The 21650-nt window shown below is 42.7% G+C and carries 18 protein-coding genes; 2 read left to right on the forward strand and 16 right to left on the reverse strand.

Annotation, left to right across the window (positions count from 1 at the left end; all coding sequences use genetic code 11):
* Nucleotides 1-65: 65 nt before the first annotated feature.
* Genes LUCIF_RS11795 through LUCIF_RS26080 form a run of 4 tightly spaced genes read right to left on the reverse strand, consistent with a single transcriptional unit; the run spans nt 66 to nt 2772 of the window.
* Complete coding sequence (locus LUCIF_RS11795; protein ID WP_122628095.1) at nt 66-272, reverse strand: hypothetical protein; 207 nt, start codon at nt 270-272, stop codon at nt 66-68.
* 30 nt (nt 273-302) lie between these two features.
* Complete coding sequence (locus LUCIF_RS11800) at nt 303-1166, reverse strand: ketose-bisphosphate aldolase (protein WP_122628096.1); 864 nt, start codon at nt 1164-1166, stop codon at nt 303-305.
* Between the two features lie 26 nt (nt 1167-1192).
* Nucleotides 1193-2566, reverse strand: a complete 1374-nt coding sequence (locus LUCIF_RS11805; RefSeq protein ID WP_122628097.1) for a PTS fructose transporter subunit IIC — start codon at nt 2564-2566, stop codon at nt 1193-1195.
* A gap of 29 nt (nt 2567-2595) precedes the next feature.
* Nucleotides 2596-2772 (reverse strand): hypothetical protein, encoded by a 177-nt coding sequence (locus LUCIF_RS26080; protein ID WP_165865976.1) that lies wholly within the window; start codon nt 2770-2772, stop codon nt 2596-2598.
* 589 nt (nt 2773-3361) lie between these two features.
* Between LUCIF_RS26080 and LUCIF_RS11810 the strand changes: the two genes are divergently transcribed.
* Nucleotides 3362-3757, forward strand: a complete 396-nt coding sequence (locus LUCIF_RS11810; protein ID WP_122628098.1) for a helix-turn-helix domain-containing protein — start codon at nt 3362-3364, stop codon at nt 3755-3757.
* Between the two features lie 143 nt (nt 3758-3900).
* On the opposite strand, the gene LUCIF_RS11815 is transcribed toward LUCIF_RS11810, so the two are convergent.
* The 6 genes from LUCIF_RS11815 to LUCIF_RS11840 form a co-directional block, all read right to left on the reverse strand.
* Entirely contained in the window at nt 3901-5079 is a 1179-nt protein-coding gene (locus LUCIF_RS11815; protein WP_207857601.1) for an IS256 family transposase, read from the reverse strand.
* A gap of 275 nt (nt 5080-5354) precedes the next feature.
* On the reverse strand, nt 5355-6665 hold the full coding sequence (locus tag LUCIF_RS11820) for a DUF6602 domain-containing protein (RefSeq protein WP_122628100.1): 1311 nt from the start codon (nt 6663-6665) through the stop codon (nt 5355-5357).
* A 245-nt stretch (nt 6666-6910) separates the two neighbouring features.
* Entirely contained in the window at nt 6911-7477 is a 567-nt protein-coding gene (locus tag LUCIF_RS11825) for an SLATT domain-containing protein (RefSeq protein ID WP_122628101.1), read from the reverse strand.
* Nucleotides 7455-8333, reverse strand: coding sequence for an SMODS domain-containing nucleotidyltransferase (locus tag LUCIF_RS11830; RefSeq protein ID WP_122628102.1), 879 nt, complete (start codon nt 8331-8333; stop codon nt 7455-7457). Before LUCIF_RS11830 ends, LUCIF_RS11825 begins: the two co-directional genes overlap by 23 nt.
* Nucleotides 8334-8405: 72 nt before the next feature.
* The gene (locus LUCIF_RS11835) at nt 8406-10865 is read right to left on the reverse strand and encodes a S8 family peptidase (protein ID WP_122628103.1); all 2460 of its coding nucleotides are present in this window, start codon (nt 10863-10865) and stop codon (nt 8406-8408) included.
* A gap of 2 nt (nt 10866-10867) precedes the next feature.
* Nucleotides 10868-11830, reverse strand: coding sequence for an AAA family ATPase (locus LUCIF_RS11840; protein ID WP_122628104.1), 963 nt, complete (start codon nt 11828-11830; stop codon nt 10868-10870).
* 321 nt (nt 11831-12151) lie between these two features.
* Here LUCIF_RS11840 and LUCIF_RS11845 point away from each other — a divergent pair, with 321 nt between their 5' ends.
* Nucleotides 12152-12769: a hypothetical protein gene (locus LUCIF_RS11845; protein WP_122628105.1), complete on the forward strand. Its 618-nt coding sequence runs from the start codon at nt 12152-12154 to the stop codon at nt 12767-12769.
* A gap of 244 nt (nt 12770-13013) precedes the next feature.
* Here LUCIF_RS11845 and LUCIF_RS11850 read toward each other — a convergent pair whose 3' ends face one another.
* The 6 genes from LUCIF_RS11850 to LUCIF_RS11875 form a co-directional block, all read right to left on the reverse strand.
* Complete coding sequence (locus tag LUCIF_RS11850) at nt 13014-13595, reverse strand: hypothetical protein (protein WP_122628106.1); 582 nt, start codon at nt 13593-13595, stop codon at nt 13014-13016.
* A gap of 678 nt (nt 13596-14273) precedes the next feature.
* On the reverse strand, nt 14274-14498 hold the full coding sequence (locus tag LUCIF_RS11855) for a UBA domain-containing protein (RefSeq protein ID WP_122628107.1): 225 nt from the start codon (nt 14496-14498) through the stop codon (nt 14274-14276).
* 69 nt (nt 14499-14567) lie between these two features.
* On the reverse strand, nt 14568-15824 hold the full coding sequence (locus LUCIF_RS11860) for a Wadjet anti-phage system protein JetD domain-containing protein (RefSeq protein WP_122628108.1): 1257 nt from the start codon (nt 15822-15824) through the stop codon (nt 14568-14570).
* On the reverse strand, nt 15817-19215 hold the full coding sequence (locus tag LUCIF_RS11865; protein ID WP_122628109.1) for an ATP-binding protein: 3399 nt from the start codon (nt 19213-19215) through the stop codon (nt 15817-15819). Before LUCIF_RS11865 ends, LUCIF_RS11860 begins: the two co-directional genes overlap by 8 nt.
* Complete coding sequence (locus LUCIF_RS11870) at nt 19212-19871, reverse strand: DUF4194 domain-containing protein (protein ID WP_122628110.1); 660 nt, start codon at nt 19869-19871, stop codon at nt 19212-19214. Before LUCIF_RS11870 ends, LUCIF_RS11865 begins: the two co-directional genes overlap by 4 nt.
* A complete protein-coding gene (locus LUCIF_RS11875) occupies nt 19861-21267 on the reverse strand; it encodes a Wadjet anti-phage system protein JetA family protein (RefSeq protein ID WP_122628111.1) in 1407 nt (468 codons plus the stop codon). Before LUCIF_RS11875 ends, LUCIF_RS11870 begins: the two co-directional genes overlap by 11 nt.
* Between the last annotated feature and the right edge of the window lie 383 nt (nt 21268-21650).

Below are 21650 nucleotides of genomic sequence, written 5' to 3' on the forward strand. Positions count from 1 at the left end.
TAAAGCAGAGCATAAAAAGTAAAAGGGACGGTGGTTATGTCTTAGGCAGACACAACCGCCGTCTCTTACTCTTTCTTACTGTCTGATTCTTCCGGAGGAGCTTCACTGTCTACGCTATCCTTTATATCAAATAAACCGGATTCTAAGATCTGAAGTACAAGCCGGTAAGATTTTGCCGCCCCCACCGAATATAGGTCACCACGATGCTTTTCCATGTCCTTTGCCATTGTGTCTAACCATTCGATTAATAGCCGGATGTTAATCATTGCCATTTGGACTTCTCAACTCGTTCCATAAACTAACTACCTGTATAAATTCCGCTTACCCAAGGTGTTTAAAACCCCTAATTTATGTTGAATCACTTGTTTGGCTGCCGCTATGCAACGGGGGAAAATCTCATTCGGTTCGTAGATTCCGGGATTCTCCGCGAGAACCCGCCGGCATTCGTTAAAGAAGACACTCTTCACGTCGCTGGAAATGTTCACTTTGCAAACGCCCAAGGCTACGGCCTGGCTGATTTCCGGGTCCGGATTGCCGGAGCCGCCGTGCAACACCAGCGGAATGTCGACCAGCCGGCTGATTTCCGCCAACCGTTTCAGGTCCAGCTTCGGCACAAAATTCTTCGGGTATAAGCCATGGGCGGTGCCGATCGCCACCGCCAGGGTATCAACGCCGGTCTTTTCCACAAAATCCTTGGCCTGGGCCGGATCAGTATAGACCACCTGCTCCACGCCCTCGGCGCTGTAATTCATGACGCCGATAGAACCCAGTTCCGCCTCCACGGATACAGGAACCGCATGGGCCATTCTTACAATTTCCCGGACTTGTTTGATATTCTCCTCATACGGTTTCTTCGAGGCATCGATCATAACGGAAGTATAGCCGTTATGAATCGCCCGCATCACATCCCCGACCGTTTCGCCATGGTCGAGATGAATCACCACCGGAAAGTCCGCCTCGCAGGCGGCCCGGCGTAGCGTGGCAAGATAGAGATCGGTCAGGTGTTCAATTTCCAGTGGATGAATCTCCAGGATTACAGGAGATTCCGTTTCCTTGCAAGTCTCCAGCACCGCCCGCAATATTTCATGACTGCTGATATTAAACGCCGGCACTGCGAATTGATTCTCCCTGGCAACCGCCAGTAACTCTTTCATCGTGTACAGCATCCTTGAACGCTCCCTTCTACTTTTTCTTATTCATAATTATTCTTCCACTTCAGTCCTGCCACACTCAGGCAGGTAATAACGGTTCCCGCCACTAACGCCAACACATACATAGGTAAATTGCCAATGACATGCGGAATCGGCAAAATCCAAATCCCGCCGTGCGGCGCCAGACTGGTGCAATTCGCCCCCAGCGAAATGGCGGCGGCTACCGCGGAACCGGCCATCAAGGCGGGAATCACCCGCAAGGGGTCCGCTACGGCAAAAGGAATGGCCCCTTCCGTAATGTACGAAAGCCCGAGCACCCAGCAAGACTTTCCCGCTTCCCGTTCTTCCATGGTAAATTTCTTTTTAAACAATACCGTGGCTAACGCCAACCCCAAGGGCGGTGTCATGCCGGCCACCATGCAGGCGGCGATGGGCGCGTATACCCCGGTGGACATCAACGCAATGGAGAAGGTAGAAATGGATTTATTAATCGGCCCGCCCATATCGGAGGCCATCATAATGCCAATCAGCGCGCCAAACAGAACCCCTTGCGCCGTATCTAACGAATTTAAAAAGAGCGTCAGCGAATCGAGCAAATATTTCACCGGTTTACCGACGACAAAAAGCATGAAAAAGCCGGTAACGCCCGTGGCGACTAAAGGTACAATAATAAGGCCTTTCAGGGTTTCCACCGATTTCGGCATTTTTATCTTTTGCATCAGGAAGGCCGTCAAATAGCCGGCGAATAACGCGCCGAGCAGGCCGCCTAAAAAACCGGCTCCGATACTTTTGGCCAGAACCCCCGCTACCATTCCGGGGCATATCCCCTGTTTACCGGCCATGGAATAGGCAATCCCGGCGGCCAGCATCGGCACCATCATGCCGAAAGCGGCATCGCCGCCAATTTTGCTGAACGCGGCGGCCCACAGATTATAGCTGGGGTCCTTCGGATCCCCGGCATGAATGCCGAACATGAAGCTGAACGCAATTAAAATGCCGCCGGCAATGACGAAGGGCAGCATGAAATTGACGCCACTCATTAAATGCTTATACAAGCCGGTCTGCTGCTGCTTTTTCTTTTCTTTCGCCGCCGCCGCCAATTGAAATAAGCTGCCAGTATTCCCTTCGATTGCCTTCGCCAAAATTCCTTTAGGATTTTTCACCGCCTGCTCCAGCGAAACCTCCACCACCCGCTTGCCGTCAAACCGGTCTAACTCCACATGCTTCGAAGCGGCGATGATCACAATGTCGGCGGCCTGAATTTCCTGCGGGGTCAGTATATTCCCTATTTCCACCCCCTGCGTTTCGATCTTGATCTCATGCCCCAGCTCTCTTCCCGCTTTCTCCAAGGCTTCCGCCGCCATATAGGTATGGGCAATTCCGGTAGGACACGCTGTAATACCCACAATTTTCATCCGGTAATTCCTCCTCTTCCTTCGAATCCCTACGTCCGGCCCCCGGCCGGCGCGAAGGCACCGGCCGCAGCCGTCCGTTTGCCGAGACAGCCTACGGGCACTCTGCCGCCGCCCCGGACTTTCGTATTGCATTCTCCTAAATACAACGGTTTACGTTTATAGCCGGATAGGCTATAATAAAGTTGTTTACAATTTCTTCCGCGCACCCTTTGTTTACGGCAAAATGGGCGCACAAAACCAGCAGCATCAGTGCTTGGCGGCTTGCAATGCTGCTTGCTTTTTCCTCTCACCTCACTTCGATTGATTTGTGGACAAGCAGATAAAAAAACAGCTCCTTTCCTAACGCAGGCAGTCCCAGTATGCCGGTGTGATAATCACGCCGCTTGCGATGGTCGCCTTGCTTGTTTGATCTATTTATTACAAAAGCGAAACAGTCTGGACCCAAGGATGCCAGTTCTTGTCCAAAATTTCCGCTTTGGTAAACTGGGAAAAACCCAAATTAATCTTTAAATAATTTCCATTTACCCTAAACTTTTCGCATATTTGCTAATCATCGTAAAATGAACTCCGACAATATCAGCAAGATGGGTTTCGCTCATATCTCTTTCAACTCTCAATTTCAGAATTTAATTCACTGTATTATTCATTTTTTCATCACCTTTTAATTTAATTTTATAGAATTAAATTCTAAATGTCAATAATCATTTTAGAAATTCATTCTAACTTTTTTTGTTTTATCTAAACCATAATATAATTAAACTAGAATTTAATTCTGAAAGGCAGGTAGTTGTAACTATGGATTACGGAAAACGATTAAGAGAATTGCGCAATAGTAAATACTTATCTGCCAATGCATTAGGACGTATGGTAGACTTAGACCAAACAATGATATATAAAATAGAGCGCAATGAAGCAAAACCATCATTAGATTCGCTTGAACGTATCTGCTCTGCCTTAGATGTGACTATGGCTGAGTTTTTCGCTGATAATCCCACCGAAGCTGCCAATGTAACCATTCGTTCAGTAACCTCTGATGATGCAGAGTTACTTGAATTTCGGAAGGAACTTGAAGAGCGTGAAGATCTTCAGCGCTTTTTTAGGCAATTAAAAAGCCTCTCCCCTCAAACCTTGAAGCGCGTAATACGTTACATCAAAATGGTTGAGGAAGAAGAGGCTAAGGATAACTTATAAAATGAGCGATAATTGGAGTGTATCCCACAATCTGTGTAAACTCAAGATTGGCGCAAAACAACAAAAATTTTCAGGGGGCAAATCAGCCGATATGGTTGGTTTGCCCTTGCTAGCATTATATCGAAAAGGTTCTAACTGTCAAGCTAATCGAGCCTGTCAGCAAAAAATATTTCCAGTTGGGAATAGATCTTACCCCAGTCCTGGCGACGGCCCGTCCATTTTTTTGTAATGTCCATCATGGCCAGGTACAGCATTTTTAACAGGCTTTCGTCCGTCGGAAATACAGATTTGGATTTCGTTACCTTACGAAGCTGTCGGTTAAAGCTTTCAATTGCATTGGTGGTATAAATCAAGGTTCTGACTTCCTGCGGGTATTTAAAATAGGTGGATAAATTTGCCCAGTTGGTCCGCCATGACAAAGCGATCTTCGGGTATTTTTTGCTCCATTTTTCATCGAAGGAGTCAAGTTGGTATAATGCCGTCTGCTCGTCTATGGCGGCGTAAACCTTTTTTAAGTCGGCCATCAGTTCTTTAATATCCTTATAGGAAACGAACCTCGTTGAATTACGGATCTGATGGATTACGCACTGCTGGATTTCTGTTTTGGTGAATACTGCTTCAATTGCGTTTGCAAAGCCCGTGAGGCCATCCACACAGGCAATTAGAATATCTTCTACGCCACGATTTTTCAAGCTATTGGGGACTCCAAGCCAGAATTTGGCGCTTTCATTTTCGCCGACCCACATACCTAGAACATCCCGGACTCCGTCCATTTTTATCCCAATGGCAATGTAAACCGCTTTCTTTACGATTTGGCCTTCGCTACGGACGTGAAAGTGGATAGCGTCCATGAATACTACGGCGTAAACACTTTCCAAAGGCCGCATCTGCCATTCCTTCACGACGGGTAGGATTTTATCCGTAACCCGGCTGATGGTACTATCGGATACTTCTAACCCGTAAATATCGCGGATATGTCCTTCAATGTCACTGGTTGTCATGCCTTTGGCATACATGGATAAGATTTTTTCTTCAATATCACCGCTGAGGGTGGTTTGATTTTTCTTCACGATTTGCGGCTCGAAATCCCCTTTGCGGTCGCGAGGGACAGCAATTTCCAGATCACCGAGGCTAGTTTTCAATGTTTTTTCACTGTATCCGTTACGACTATTATCCGTTTCTTTGTTGCGATAGTCGTATTTGCTGTAGCCTAGTTCGTCTTCCATTTCACCTTCCAAGCCGTTTTCAAGGACAGAGCTTACCATTTCCTTGAATAGCTCTTGTACTCCGGCTACGTCATTAATTCCGGCATCCTGTAGCATTTCCAATAATTTTTTTCGCCGTTCTCTTCTTTCGGGGCTAATTTTTCTTTTAACCATAAGTAAACCTCCAAGTTTGTATTTTTATTTTACACCAACTTGGAGGTTTACACAGAATACGGGATAGACTCGATAATTGATCAAATCTCCAATATGATTTCCGAACTCGTCCGCATAACCAACGCTTGCCTGGAAGAACTCCGGAAGAATGTTGCCGACTTACAACAGGATGTATAAAAAAACACGGCTTAGTGCCGTGTTTTTTTGAAGTAATTTGCTTAGTTTTTACTTCCATATGGGCTTACTTTGGCGCTTACTAATTTGCACTTAGGACAACCACTTATAATCCTTTCTTTTTCCGAATAGTAGTAAGGAACATACATAATCATTCCTGCACTTCGAATTATGTCAAAAGCAAGTCCTTGAACAACCTTCCCCCCCAGCATCGATTCCCCAATCATTATGTCGCTCAAAGGCAAATTTTCAGGATTATAGATTCTTACGTCGCCGGGTTGACGGTTATATGCCTCCGTACGATCACCAGATTTTCCATAGGCAATGTCTGTCGCTTTAATCCAATTAATGGGTTCGGCTTTATGGCACCAATCGACAAGCTTAGTAAGTTGGTTAGGGTCAATCTTACGCTGATAGTCGCCATGCCTTTTGCATGTGCCAACTTCAGCCAAACTTCCCAAATAGAAATCATATGAATGATCGTCGGCAATAAGCGGTAAGCGGAAATAAGAATCTACTTCCAGTGGTTGAATGCTCGTGTTACGTAATAATTTGACCAATATGCTATAAAAATGGTATAAGCATTGACTCTCTCTATCAGGAAAACCAAACATATGGAAATCTTTGATATTCTCAATATCAACATTAAAATATTTGCCTCGATGTTCTTCACCGTGAAGAAAAAATCCTTTATTCAAAATAAAGACACCATTACACCAGACATGGTTTGGATTTTGCTTAGCAAACGCCTCTATTTCCCGAATAATGTCTTGCCACTCAAGATCACTGTCATATGCAAACAAAATTCCGAAGCCACGATTAGATTTTCGTTCATCATAAATAACCCAACCAGTCGGCTCATAATGAGCTCGATCTAACCGTTTAAAAGATGCAAGATTGGCCAATCCATCTTTGATCTCATGTTTATTTAGCCGGGATTTCACTTGAATTACACCATATACACTTTCAACGGGAAATACTTCATAAATTTCCTCCCGCTGCATCAGGCAAATTGAATCAAAAGGATCATATAGGAGAATGTCCATTTCGTTACTCATATGACCGGTTGTCGATGCAACACGAGCACTAGTTCGCGAAATGCCATATCGATTCGGTAAATATCCACTACTCATAAGAAATTTCCGGAGTATTTCTTCGCGAGCACTTCCTACATCTCGTGGGTGCTTAATGTCTTTCGATTTATTGTAATCAATAAGCATCTGTGTCTGACAATACAAAAATTCCCGTTCGAGACCATGAAATTCTCTATCTTTGGAGCGTAAGGCTATTGCTCTCTGAGATTGATCAAGTAGAACATTCTTTATATCTTCCTCCCGTTGTTTATCGTCTGACATGATGCATTACACTCCTTTGATTTTTAAGGTATACCACATCTGTATAAAAGCCTATTCCTATGAAAACAAAATAATAAGTTTCTACCGCAAACAAATATTTACTCACTATCGAGCTTCAGCCTAATTGAGAATAAGCAAGAAAAGCCTTGGAAATCCTCCAAAGCTTCTTATGACAACAATCTATAAGCATAACCAAATCAATATCAGAAATTGCATTACAACAAGATTCTTCTCTTGTTTCTAAGCTATTGGCACTTTCTTATTCGTGTAGGCAGTAACTTATCAATTTCTTCATCGGAGAATGTTAGCTCCTCACTCTCTTTTAAAGCTTTTTGTGCCGCCTCGTAAGCCTTTGAGTTTGTTCGCGGGCATCCTTTATATATGTTGCCTAATTTTTTTTGTAATTCATCCCTTTTGTTAATGGCATCTCCTATGGGCATAAACCTAAAATCTGTAAGCAATGAAAGGTAAGATTCCCTTATATCCCATAAACTCGAAGCAGCTGCCTTATGTTTTTCTGCAAGCCCAGCAAGATCATATTTCTTAGTGTAGGCATTTAAAACCAACAAAACCGTTGATAGAATTGTGCCAATAACGGCAGCTATTTTACCATCCCAAATGACAGTAGCCAAAAAAGTACCTGTTGTTACAGCCGAGAGAATCATCTGCCATAGCTTTATACAAGCATTGGAACTCAACAAAATATCGGCACATTTTTCATGAGTTTTGTGACTATAGGTGACGCGTCCAAAGCACTCTCTAATTTGAGCTTCAAGCAACTCCTGCTGCTCATGAAGGGAATTTTGTTCCATAAATTTCTCTCCATTTCTGCTTTGCAGACCACTCATAGTCTTTTTCATAATTAATAGCAGTGAGCGAAAGATTATAACATTGAAGAGCCTTGTACTCAAACGGTCCCTTCCTATTGACTTGCTGATTACTCCCTAATGCCAGCCAATAGTTCTGACTCTTATTTTGTTCACTCAGATACTTAAAAAAATCCCTACTCATCCAATCGTAATATAAATACGAATCGGTACGATGTTCCCAGGTCTTCATAAAGTTATATGCCAGTGTATCAATCAGTAAACCGCCCATCGGTACATCCCATGTATCTTTCCATGCCCTTGCCATTCTACATAGCCGTTTTAAGTTCTTATTCCATAAATTGTTTGCACTGTTTATTTCAGCAATCTCAGCTCTTGGTTTTGTAACCTTCCAACTTCCGCCATTATTCGTATCTGGATAAGTGCAAGATGAGTTATCCTGATTTAAAAAACATGGAACTATCTCAAAACGAACCCCATCAGTAAATTCTAATACAATAACCTGACCGTCTGCTCTCATATGCGTTGTCGAATAGGTTTTAGCAATTGAGTTTTTTACCTCTTGAAGTAGTGCCGACTGGCCACCGATAGTATACTTATTGTATTGATGATACTTTTCCACTGGTAATACAAATAACACATCAATATCGCTAATATGTATTGCCGTTCCTCTACCATAGGACCCGACGTATAAACTATTTTGTGTGTCAGAATTGATATTCCAAAAATCCAGATTTATCCGTGAAGTCATAGTTTTATATCTATGAGAAATTGCATCTGTCGTCGTTTTTATCATCCGTAGATCAGAGTTAAATGTCTCAAACCAATCTGCTAACCCCAACTCCCAATGCCTCCTCACACATTCTATTCCACCACTCCTTTAAAAACGAAACGATAGGCCTAACAATACTAGTTATCTTGTAATCTCAATTGGTACTCTGGTCCTTATCATATTAACGATTGGTGTATACAAATCCACTGTTTCTGCTTCGGTACTTAAAGAAACAATTAAGGAATACCGAATCTCTTTATTCCACCGTCCAAGCCCATGTCGCTCCCGCCACCAGCCAATGGCAGGATATATTCCAATCAGATTGCTTGTTGCCAGTTCAGCCGCGGTACCTTCCCAAATGTCCGAATGCACTGATCCACGATGCCTGGTATTTTTACCAATGAGCCAGCGGTCGCTGCCACTATCATTATCGAACTCACTCTCATCACGGGCCGCCGCATTCAGCCGCCGGTTAAAATTATCCATATCTTCATTTACATTATTTACATCAAACCGCAATGCGCAGGAAGCGTAACGATAACGATCTTTCCAGCCAACTTCCCCCGGGCTTGGTTCAATAAAATACGATAATGTCACGCGCATTCGTACCGTCTGCGCACCTAAAGCCAATAATACTTCTCGCGGCCAGGGTAATTGATGGATATGCATATCTTTTGTGACATATCTACCTCTTTCATCACGGTCATAGGGTTGAAGGCTTCCCTGTATAATTAAATTAACACTGTTTTGAGCACACCAGCGGGCCTTTGCCAAGTCTGGCACGCCGTAGCCGCATGTTCGTAATAGACGATGATACTCTCCTTTGCTTGGGTTTGCTGGCAGGAATTGTTGTCGCATTTGAAATGTCCAGTCAGCAGAATGAATCATCAAGCCGCGAACAGTCTCCGGCCAGGCGCTAGGGTATGCCGCCTGAAGCTGAGCCGCCATCCAAGCGGCTTGAGCAGTAGCTGCACTAGTTTGTCCAAAGCAAGTAAATAACCGTTCTGCCGGTCTATAATAAGTCGTCAAAACCGAAAGATCGTCACAAGTGAAACAACCTAATTTATCCCGAATTAAGTTGCCACCCTCCAGTAAAATCTCCGGTTTAATGGGCCATTTATTCTGTTCCCAAACACAAGAAGTTGTGCTGAAAGGAGATAATCCCCCTCTAGGTGCAACCTGTTGGGTGTTCTGCAGATCTGGTTCTGTAATTGTATCCTTTGCCGTATACGCTCCTACAGTTACCGCATTCCAAGCTTGTCCCGGACTTTCGACCCGGCAGGATATATTGCTTGCCGGGTAGTTTAAATAGTCTTCACGATCTCTGACGTTTCCAGCTGATACAAAGAATAGCCGTTGTTTATCATCCAAATAGCCAGATGCAATTTCATCGATAGCACCTGACCAGGAATCAGGACGCCCGTCATTTACGGAATACGCATCCGTAGTCACAGCCATGCAAAGAATGCGTTGGTATTCCGGACGCTGTATCTCTGCTTTACTAATCCCCTGCGATGTGATCGCTCCATACAATTCGGGATTGTTGTCTCCGACAGGCGGTAATATTTTAACGGATTCCAGCTTATGGGTTATCTGAATCGGCGTATTTGCCGTGACAGCTTCTTGCAAATCACCATAGGCCGCTATGCCGGCCATTTCTGTTCCATGGCCGGCATCATCATGCGTTCCCCACTCTGGCTTAAACGCATGCCGGTCGTCATCCTCCATTAGCGGTTCCAGTAATGTATGTCCATTGTTTACACCGGTATCCAACACACATACCGATACCTGGCTATCCGTCAGGACTTGTAACCGGGCAAGCAGATCATCTACCCATTCCCTTTGCCCGCGATTAGATTGTTCAACGAAAAAGCGGGCTGTTTCCGGCGCTCGTCTGAATTCAGCAATATAAGGACTCCTTTGCACCAATTCCAGCAGATGATTACGATAAACATGCGCCAAAATGACCGTTCTTTCGGGAAAATAGATGCTTTCATCTTTGAGCTGTATTCCCATGGCTGCAGATACTTCTTGAAATGCCACCAATACTTCGGGTTTATCGCTAGACAACCATATTTCACACCACACAGGTACTTCTGCTGTTGGCATCCAGGCTGCATCCCCTTGCCAAAAGGATTCCAGCACGGCCTGCCTGACCTCTTCAATACTAGCCAGTAAGGATTTATTTTTTCCGCTTTCCATATAGGCCACTGTTTTATTGAGAAAGTGAGCTCGTTTATCATACGGCACAAAAATAGTAGCCCGTTGAACCGTATGTTCCCCTAGTGTTATTGTTCGAACATTTAGCAGTCGTACGCCGGCCCGTAAATCCTCCAGGCTTTTAATCTTTAAATCAAAACCTGGTGCACTTTCAAACTCCAGGTACATTCCTTCGCGGGTGGGTACGGCAACCGCTTGCCGATTACTTACCTCGTCCTGGTACCGCTGCCAAGCCACGTCGAGCTGTCGCCGAATATTGGCACCGTGCTGTCCTGCATCACGATTAGGCGTTTTAAAACGCGGTCCATTTTGTTGAGGATTGGTATAATTGACACGGCTTACGGTGTCGCTTAAAAATAGATTGTCATAACGTTCTGGCATCTTTATTTTTCGCCCCAATCATAGACCGAGTGCCGCTCTGTAATCATTTTGCGCAGCAGATCCAGTGTCACGGTCGTTTGATCACTAAGAATGGCTTCTTTAATTGCATCATCACAAGCTTTGGTTATATCGGCATGACTTAGCGTCTTCGAAAATTTCGCTATCTCCAAAACATCTACCGTTGAAAAATCACCAAATCCACTTAGACGATTTTCAATCAATTGTACAATTTCATTTTGAGTCGGATAGTCATAATACAGAACATCGTCAAACCGGCGGAAGAGAGCCTGATCCAATAGCTTAATGCTGTTAGTTGCCGCCACAATCAGACTGTCTGAGCGGTCTTGCTCAATAAATTGCAAAAAGGTATTCAGTACCCGTCGCATTTCGCCAACGTCATTATCTAGTGTGCGTTCCGAACCAATCGCATCAAACTCATCAAATAGATACACACCCGGAAATTCTCGAATCGCATCGAAAATCTGCCTGAGTTTTGCACTCGTTTCCCCCATATATTTCGTGACTAGCTTATCCACGAGAATCGTACAAAATGGTAATTGCAGCTCGCCTGCCAAAACAGTAGCCGTCATAGTCTTACCCGTCCCTGGAGGCCCTGCTAAAAGAATCTTGCGGCGATTGCCTAGGCCATGTTTATGCAAACGTTCTCGCTGTTTAAATTCTTGCAGGATACGTTCAATCCGCGTGCGTAGTTCTTCCGAAACGACCAAATTGGAAAGCCGATAATCTGAGGTGGCGTTATACAATAACTCGTTCAGCTCTTTATTCAGCGGAACGACTTTTCCGTTTCTTGATTTATCAATTAAATCCCGGATGTCGCGGGCGAGTGCACTATGTCCTTGATTAGCCTCATGTGCCGCTAGTTGTAGGACAATGGTACGGAATCGTTCGTCATTTTGCTCAAAATGTGATTTAATCAGCATTTTCAATTGCTCTGCGGTCGCCACGGCACTCACCTCCAGTTATATATCTTATTCTACCAAAAAATCTTCTGCGCATTAATAGGCAAAACCATTTATTTTTACCAAATACTACATTTTATATTATACTTCTCCCATTTCAGCACTAAGCCCTTTACTCTAGGTAGCTAAACACACTAACTTTCCGCCGTGTAGTTTGCTAATTAGATTGCTCTGCCTAATGCGAAACGATCACGTGTGAATGAAAATATTGACAGAATAAATTTCCATATATTATTATACGGTCAATGAGATTTCTAGGCGAAAGGATGATATAAAATAGAAGCGCTAAATGAGAAAACATTTAAAATGGTTCGAGATATCCATAACTACCCTGATGCATTTTACATACTCAACTTTATATTAGCAATTGATTTTGGGCTTAATCTTACTTTTCAAAAAAACCTTCTGACTTTTGAATGGTCACAACTTACAATTGGAATTATTGTTGTTTTCGTGGCAACCTATATACTTTTTACATTATTAGCCAATATCTTCTTTGCACTTTTTGAATATTTCCTTTTGCAACTCTTTAGTCCGACGGTTGAAAGCATTAAAGATTTTTTTAAATGCAATAACTACAATACTTATGATAAAGATTCTAAGAGTATTTTTACCTTGCGTGATGAGGCACTAAAGGAAGAAAGTGATTTCAAACTTAAAATATTTAATGAACATCAAATACGTTATAATAAACTTGCGAGTAAGAAACAGAATTTCTTAAGCATTACCTTTAAGTTTATGCTCTTATTGCTCCTTGACTTGCATTTTACAAAAACAGAATCGAGTATGCAGCTTATGGTAAGCCATTTACCGCCTTTTTTATATAATTGGGCATTTTTTGCTTTGCTATTATTAGCTTTATTATGGCTAAGAGAATTATTTGAAACTGACAGTTCTGAATACAAAATAAACTGGCCAAAATGAGCCAGTTATCTATTCAATAATTTTTATTAATTAATTTTGCTGGTTCAATCCTGTCTCTTATATAAAATACTGTCTTTCACAATAAGACGACATTTTCATTGTTCTTCAACTCTAAATAAATATAAAACTCGATAAAAAATATACGAGAAAATATCGCAAGGACGGGGTATCGACACTTTCATGTTAGTATCCAAAAAGCCCTAAATAATTCACTTTCCATTTGTACTATTCAAAAAGGAATGAATTAGAATCGGTTCAGGACCTCTAATAAAGGTATACGGGAAACCGGTTTTACACCGCTCAACTTAAGAGTCTTTTCTTCGCCGGAACTTAAATCCCAATAGCTTATAGTTTCTAATTCATTAGGCCAGCTACCGTCGAAAGCAAATTCATTAATTAATCCGACCAATACCTCAACTTCCCCAAGCATATTATTAGGTTGTCCAAATGTTAAGATAACTGCATCACTATTATTATTGTCTAATAAATACGGAAATGGTATTTCAATTCCACGCCGTGTACTCGACAAAAATTTTTCATTAATAGTAATAATGCCTTGAATAAATTCCAAATCCTGTAATGGAATAGAACATCGACTACATGCTAATTCCTCTGCATGTTCCAAAAATCGCAATGCAATACCGCTTTTTTTCTCTCTAGTACGATAATCCTCTATAGGTTTTTTGCTACGGTTTTCATATGCCTGTGTTAAGACCTCAGTAGTATCCTGAATAGCGAAAGCGTAAAGTCTACTTCGCGCTGCACTACTATTCGAAGGATAGTTAAAAAACTTTCTGTAGTAACTATATAACGAACTTAATCGCACAGCATATCCCTCCTATTACTTACAAGAGACGAAGTTGCCGACAATTCTACCGCCCAATAATTCTATTAATCGTATTTTGTATTGCCCTGGAAAATCGTAACTATTTTTTTTTATTTCAAACTCCCTATTATAATTTTATTTCCCATTAAAAGCCAAAACTCCTGCCAAATTCATACATATTCGAGATTTTACTATGATAAAAAAATTTGCAAGCTAATTGACCATTAGAGGCAGATATTCTCGTTGTTTTTCTTTCTAGAAAAGCCCCTTCCCCGCCACTAAGTTAACATATTTTTTAAACTATCTGTCAATAACTTGTGAAAATGTCACTCGTAGTTAAGCATATTTGCATAGAAAAATGGATTCCAGCAAAAAAAGACTAAGGGACGGTGGTTATGTCTTAGGTAGACACAACCACCGCCCCCCCCCCCCCCGTCTTCTTAGCTGTATAATTAACCGCAAGTTTAGGCCAATCAGCAACTCCACTTCCATTATAATGGAACTCAGAAACATAAATTTCCTTAAATACCCTTTTGATGCTGGACCCTTCTATGATTTCTCTTAAACCAGAAGAGATAATATAATGCTCAACTTTAACTTCCTTCGTTTTACCATAGTTATTTATTTGTGCAAACCACTCCCGAACACCAGTAAAAACTCTCTATAAATTCACGGTGTCTAAAAGGTTCCAGAACTATGTTCATACTTGCGTTTCGCTTCCTCAACCGAGTGATTCCCGAACGCATCATTAATTGAGGATATAAGCTCGCTTATCTGCTCTTTAGAATAACCTAATGACTTGGCGGCAAATAGTACATAGCCACAGCAAGCACTATTTGACCAGGTTTCGCTACACAATAAAGCCATGATATTTCTGTTTTTATTCTCTTGTTCAGTATCCATGCTTATTGCCCCTTACACACAATCTCAATAAGCATATGCAAATACAGTCTTATTTATGATAAATGATAATTAATTTTCTAATTCAACCAGCATAGATTCTTGCTCCAAGCGAACTTTATTTGCAATTAAATATTTAATACAATCATAACAATCCAACAATTCATGCTTGGCGGTCAATAGCTTTAGTTTTTCAGCATATTGCTCTGTTATCGGGGCAGTCAGGTGCTTATACTTTATTAGTTCGGAGGTATTCATCCGAAAAGGCTTGATTTCTTTCCGAATTTCCCGTCTTAAACGTGCTAACATGCTAAATCCTCCGTAATCGATATCACCCCAATGTGCCCAAATACAGCCTTCCGGCATCTTTTCGCTGATAACGAGAAAAAAATGTTTTTTAGATGGGCTATACTGTCCCGCGTGGTAAAGAACAAGTTCATCATCCGCCATGCTTTTTTGTATATATTCAATGTAATTTGCTCGGTTTTCAATGCTCAATATCCGTTTTACATACGGTGATATCACCAAATTTCCCCTTAATAAGTCGGATATACTGAGGCTGCCGCCAAAACGAAGAGGAGCAAAGTCAACCACTTCATCTTCAATCATCAAACTGACCTTTCCGCAGAATTCAAATTGCTCAGGATATTTGACGATCCCGACCTGCCGAAGTATATCCTCATCGCGGGTATCATCATCACACTCCAGATATTTTCTTAAAATACTTATGATACGGGATCTTGTTGCCTTCTCAAATTTCTTTGAATCTCCAAAACACTGTAGAGAGAATACTCTTTCGGTAATTTCCGGGCCAGTCATCTTATCTATCGTACATATAGCTTTGAATAAGTGATTTCGTTCCGTTGCGTCGGTAGGAATAGAACTGACAATGCTGCGTTTTTGGGAAATCACAGTGTAAGCATCATGGAAAAAATTCTTGAACCACAGAGAAGCTACCTGTTCATGCATATCCAGAATCTCCAGGCAGATTTCATCGACAACATCTCTCTTCGATTTGCGCCCGGCAACTTTATAAGCAAATTCCATTTTATCTGTGTTCAGCCAAACCTTCGCAATGATGTGATCTCGTTCACCTTTCATCCACTCAAAGGATATCAAGTTCAGTTCGGATAACTCTGTTACCGCCTGATTTACAGAAATGCGCCGCTCGCTCTGCTCAATATCGTAATAAGGAAAATCACTTTTTCCGCCATCGTAGAATTTCAACAGTATTCTGCGTGTCGGTTGCTTTTCGTCTCTGAAGAAACTGCTGCGCTCATATTTGTCCAGTAACGCCGATAGTATTTTTTTCTGAATAATACTACTCATAGATAATTTCCTCGACTTGCTTTGGATCAAAACTCCGGATGCAAGTGTGCTTTCCGTCCCTTAAAACACAAAGATTCCTATCTACAAGCGTCGCGATATCGCCAATCTTATCAGGCGGGGCAGATAAAACGACTTGAAAATCAAACTTCCGCAGCAATTCTATGCTCCTGACGATTCGTTCGCCATCCATTTTAGAAAAGGCTTCGTCGAAAATAATAAGACGGGCTGTCCTATAGCTTTTTTCTCGTCCTGCGCGGTATAGTTGAGCGAAAGAGGCCAGGACAGCGATATAAAAAGGCGTCTGTGTCTCACCGCCGGATTTTTTGCCGAGTGTTTTGGATAAGCGCTGGGCCACGTCATCCGGTCCCACAACCTCAAGGTCAAAGACCAAATAAGTACGATAATCGGTAAACTCATGAACCCGTTTTTCGTATTCCATGCTTCCCTGTGGACCGCCCGCTCCGTCTTCATTAGTTATGATTGCAAACAAATCCTCGATTTCCTCTTTATACTTCGCGTTAAATTGTCCTGAAAGCAGATTATATCCGCCCTGCAAAAGCATTTCATCGACAATCATGTCATAATAACGCTTGTACTCCGGCTTTGGAATCATGCGAAACCGGTATGTATCCTCACCGAAAGAGGCTCCCCTCAGCGCGCCGTTTAATTCGTCAATTTGGCGCCTGGCATTGTTGATATTGTTTTGTAAGCGGCTCAGAAAATCTTCTTGGAATTGTTCAAATGCTTTTGAGCGTGCATCTGTGATTCTGGTCAAATAGTCAGGCAGCTTGTTATCGGTGAGCTCAAGCCATGCATCGTCATAGACGTCATTGCTTTCCGCCTTGACGTCAAAGCCCATTTTGTATTTTTCATTGTATAAGCGTCTCAGTTCCAGTATTTGTTCCCATGCAACCTCTTTTGCGTTTTTGGCTCTGCTTCGTTCCCTTGGAAAAGCGTCGGCGATATGATCGGCTTTTCTTCTTGACGATAATTCCCGTTCATATCTGGGAGAGCCAGTTTCCCGGATCCAATCCGCACTGTACCCGGCTGCAATAGCTGTTTCCTTCTCTTTCAGTTCCTCTGTAAGCTTGGGAATTGTTTCATCCTGTAAGCGGCGCAGCGTTTCTTCAAGCTTTCCGCTGTATTCCGAATCTTGACGCAACAGTTGATCTTGTTCTAAGACACTTCTATCCAGCGCCGCAATACGGTTTTTCAAAGAATCTACGGCGCTTGTGTCAATTGCTTCACGGCTTTTTCGCAGCGTAGACAAATCCGCTTCGAGTGCCGGGATGGAAGATACGTTCCTGGCAGCGGAAACAGCATACTCTATTTCAGTATTACTCAGTAAAGTCAGTCCGCCGGTATAATCAAGTCCTATTTTTATGCCAGCGCAAACCGCGACTCGCTCAGTCAATAAGTTAATCTCTCGTTTAACGGCGTCAAGCCTTCTTTGAATAGCGCCTTGCCCAATGGCCGGCTTTGCCCAGCGTTCCGGATTCATTGCCCTGACAACAAAGTTTTGATACAGCATTCCTTCGTCAGTCACTGAGGTGCGAAAACTTCGCAGTTCTCCCACGTTTTCGCACTTTTGAACTCGCCCTAGGGTGTAGTTTAAGAAAATTTTTACATCAGAGTCGTCTGTTTCAATTTCTTCTGCCAGGCTCCCGGTGTCTGCCATAGGATTTAATCGTTTTAGTTTTTCAATATCGACAATTCCTGTGCCATAGATAGCTTGTTGGCGTTTAATTGAATCATAGACACGCAGAGCCGCAGTAAAATATTCCTGCGGCACAATGAGATAAAACTTTTGAGTATTGAGATATCCTTCAATGGCATTGCGCCAGCGGTCATTTTTGATTTCGGCGACTTCTGCAACAATGCGTACATTGACATCCTGCTTGGCAATTATGCGCAGGCGAGAAATCACCGCTGCTTTTAAATCAAGCGCATCCGGCGGAAAACGATAAATTCCCCTTTCAAGTGATTGCTGCTCGGCCATGAGTTCTGATCGTTGCTTTGCCAGAGTTTCTTGCGTATCCCGCAAGTGGGCCGCTAATTCGATGGAGTGCCTTTTAAGATTATCAGCGGCAGCGGAATAATCAGCCAGCCCGGCTTCTCCAACCTGCACCACGGCAGCCGCATCCATCTTTAACAAGGATCCGCTACTTTCGAGAAAGGTGCGCCCTTCCACGCAAATGTCACTGATGCGGGATGCAACGCCCAGTTGCATTAAGCTTGTTTTTGCCGCTTCGACTTTTTGGAGCATTGCCTCGGTGTGTTTTCGCCATGCAGAAATACATGACGAAAGGATACCCAGCGTCTTTTCATATTCAATTTGAAGCGTACTGATTTGGACCTCTTTTTCAGCAATCTGCCGGTCAATTGTATCTAATGCTTGCGCAGCACTGTCATTTAATAATTGGGCATTTAATGTGTCTCGTTGCTCACGGAGTTTTCCAAGACGAATATCCGCATCCGCTATTTTGGTTTTCAATTCAGCAAGTTGCCCCGCGACTTTTTTAGCGTCTGCCAAAGCTGAACCCAATTCGGCACTTTTCATATCTGCGGATGCACGATCAATTAAATAGGAATACAGTCGTTCATTGCTTCTCTGCGTGGTATAACTTTGATGTACGCTCACAATTTCATCCAACAACGCAATTCTCTCTTTGAGAACAGCGGCTTCCGCTTCCAGCCGCTTATAGCTTCTGATGTTTTCTTGCATATGGCTCACATCAACAGCTTGCTGTGTATCACATACAAAGTCAGAAATGAACTGCTGAATATCCACACTCGGATTGAAAGATACCGCTTTTTTCAGAAGACTTGCAAAGCGATCACGTAAACCGCCAAGCTTGCCGTATAGTTTTGTTCGGAAATCTCTCCCCACATCGGTTGTCTCATAATGACCAATATAACGCTCTTTGAGAAAAGTCCGCAATGCAGTAATATCCATTGGCGTATTTCCACGCAGGAATCCATGATTATGCATCTCGCCATTATAAAGGAAGAACAACTTTTGTGTGTCGTTTTCTGAATATGTATCAAAGCAGCAGCCTACAGTAAAAGCCTTTTTCTTTTCTTTATCATAGAACTCCAACACAATATAGCTTGTAAATCTTCCGCTTCGAAGATAGCGAAACCCAGAATCCTCATCATCGCCCAATTCGCCCATGAGATAGCCTTTTAAGGTACGATTTCCACGGCCGCTTGCAGCCTTATTAAAAAAACTGCCGCTTGTATCGCCCAACAATATCAATTGCAAGGCATCAATAATGGTTGATTTTCCCGAAGCATTTTTTCCTGTGAGAAAATTTAGCTGGCCAAATTCGATCAATTCATGATTAAAGTAATGCCAATGAATCAGCAGGAGTTTGCGTAAGATTTTCATTCCGAATCCTCCTGTTCTCCGGCTTCTACTGCCATATCCATATCGGCATCATCCGCTCGCAACTCTTCTAATTCCAGCATCATATCATTGATCCCTTGGTTCGGGATCATGGACAGGATGGACGGAAAAATTAACACACCGTTTCCGTCGGCGCTCCAAGCTGTGGTTTCAGTTTTTTGGATAATATTAAAATGGGAAAGGGCGCGTTGCGCTTCAAGCCGCTCCTTTTGTGTTGTTTTGCCTTTATTGAGAAGCCCCAGCATCCTCATTTTTTCCACAATAGCGCCCGTATCAGTTCGTACAATGTGCAAGTTGTCCCCCTGCTCCCGTCCTTCTTCATAGATCAAGCGGCAGGTGTAAAGGAACAGCGTTGTAAAACGGTCTATACGTAATCGGTTGTGATCATATTCGTTGGCAAGCGAGATAACGCCATAGTTATCATCCTTTTCCAGCTTCCAACCAGACGCAGAAAAGTACTCGCCCATACAATCAAATAGCCGATTGACCATTCGATAATCTCCGTTTGGTTCAGTCCATTGTTTATCTGGTTTATACACATCGCGGACAAGGTATGTGTGCGACAGGAGGTAGTTGGCAAGCCTGCGAAATTCACCCTTATCATAATTGGACAGGGCTTCGAAAGTCTCACTCCACATGCTTTTCAACCTCCTTTTTGGCGATTGTCATATCAGAGATTAAATATCCGTTCCGCCGGACGCGTCCTTCCCTCATCTCAACGATATACGGCATCCCTCTATCATTTTGCCGGATTACAGCCAAAATGAGCAAAATAAAATCGGCATCATCGGTTATGGGGATATCCTTTGCATCCACCCGACTGGCACCCGTTGCAAAAAAACCTTCAACAAAAGCGCGCACCCTCGCGGCAGGGTATCCGTTTTTTATTTGCTCCAGCAAGTATCCTTCTGCGAGATCGGCAAATGAATCATCCTGCTCTATGGTGAGCGGAGCTCTGTCAATGCGCCGGCTTTTAATGTTTTTATGGTATAAAGACCAGGCGTCAAAAAACTCCTGTCTGCTAATCCGAATATTTTTCTCCATAATCCCGGCAAGCCGATCGCGTTTTCCTTCTGTCATGCTTGCGTATGTTTTTAACAGATCTGCAAGCTTGCCTTTAATGGATTGGTCTGCGGTCATCAGGTATTGGATTTTTTCAATAGAACTTTTGGTATATATGCTGTGTTTTCGATCTATCTCGCTAACAAGGTCGCCGACTGCCTGATATGCATCCAGAATGTAATCAATCGCTTTGACGATTTCCGTGTCGGCTTCCGTTTCATCCTCATACTTTTTTATGCTCATGGCGCGATCACGCATCGTTTGCAGCAGCGTTTCATCCGCCAAGATATCAGTTAGTAAGCTCTGAATCGGAACCATATACCGATGGACGGAGTCCATCGTCTTAATGGGGTGGTAGATACGATCCGACATTCTTTTGTACTCACCAAAGTGATCCTGCAGGAGTAGATTGACATCTTGCTGTTCCACAATGCCTCGAAGAAAGCCCCGTATTCCATGATAGAGCGAGCGCAAAGCATATTGTAATTGTTCTGTGTTGGCTTTTGCGGATAAAACAGCCTCATACATATGCGATTCATTCTCCGTCTTGGCTTGTTTTAATCCGGAAAAGGTTGCAAAAACCAAGGAGTTATATTCTTGCAAGGCATTGTTGCCCAACTCGCTAAGTAGTTTCATGACAGGAATTGCATAGCTGCGCGGTGTAATAATTTCAATAAAAGAACCATCCAAAAACTCTTTATCAACCCATCCTGTTTTGGTAAAGCGATCTAAAATTAATCTGGCTTTCCCGCTTAAGGTGAGTCCGTTTTCCTGCATCTCATCATCTTCCTCTAATTCAAAGGCTCTATCCTCTAAGATTGAAATCAAAGATGCAATAAAGTCGTCCACACGTATGTTCAACTCAAACTTGAACATTTCATGTAGAATCATCAACGCATCAAAATAGATTTCTCGATTTCTAGAAGATAAAATCGAAAAGAAATTACCTGGAACTACGTCAAACAGCTTCAAGTCATCACCACCTCGTATAATAAAGTTGTATAAAATATTGCTCCATTAGGAGCGTGTTTGGTACAATTCAAGCAACAGATAGAGATCGTAGTTCACCGCCGCGTTAAGTGTTCCGAAAAGCTGAATCTTGCCAGGCGTCGGTGTGGCGTTGAAGGCAATCATCGTCACGTTCGGCTACTTGCTGTCTTCCGGATTTCCTCAACAATTTGACTTCAGTTGTCCGCTCGTCATCATCGTCTGTTTTCAGCGTCATCTTTCCCAGGAAACAAAGGACGGTGGTACTGTTTTTTTAACTTTTTGATAAATACATTTCGTTCTATTTTATTTAATCGTAAAACCAAGTGTTTTCTGCTCGACTTACTTCTAATTATTAGTAACATTCT

Source organism: Allolucifera butyrica (assembly GCF_900476375.1).
Lineage (GTDB): Bacteria > Bacillota > Negativicutes > Sporomusales > UPPP01 > Lucifera > Lucifera butyrica.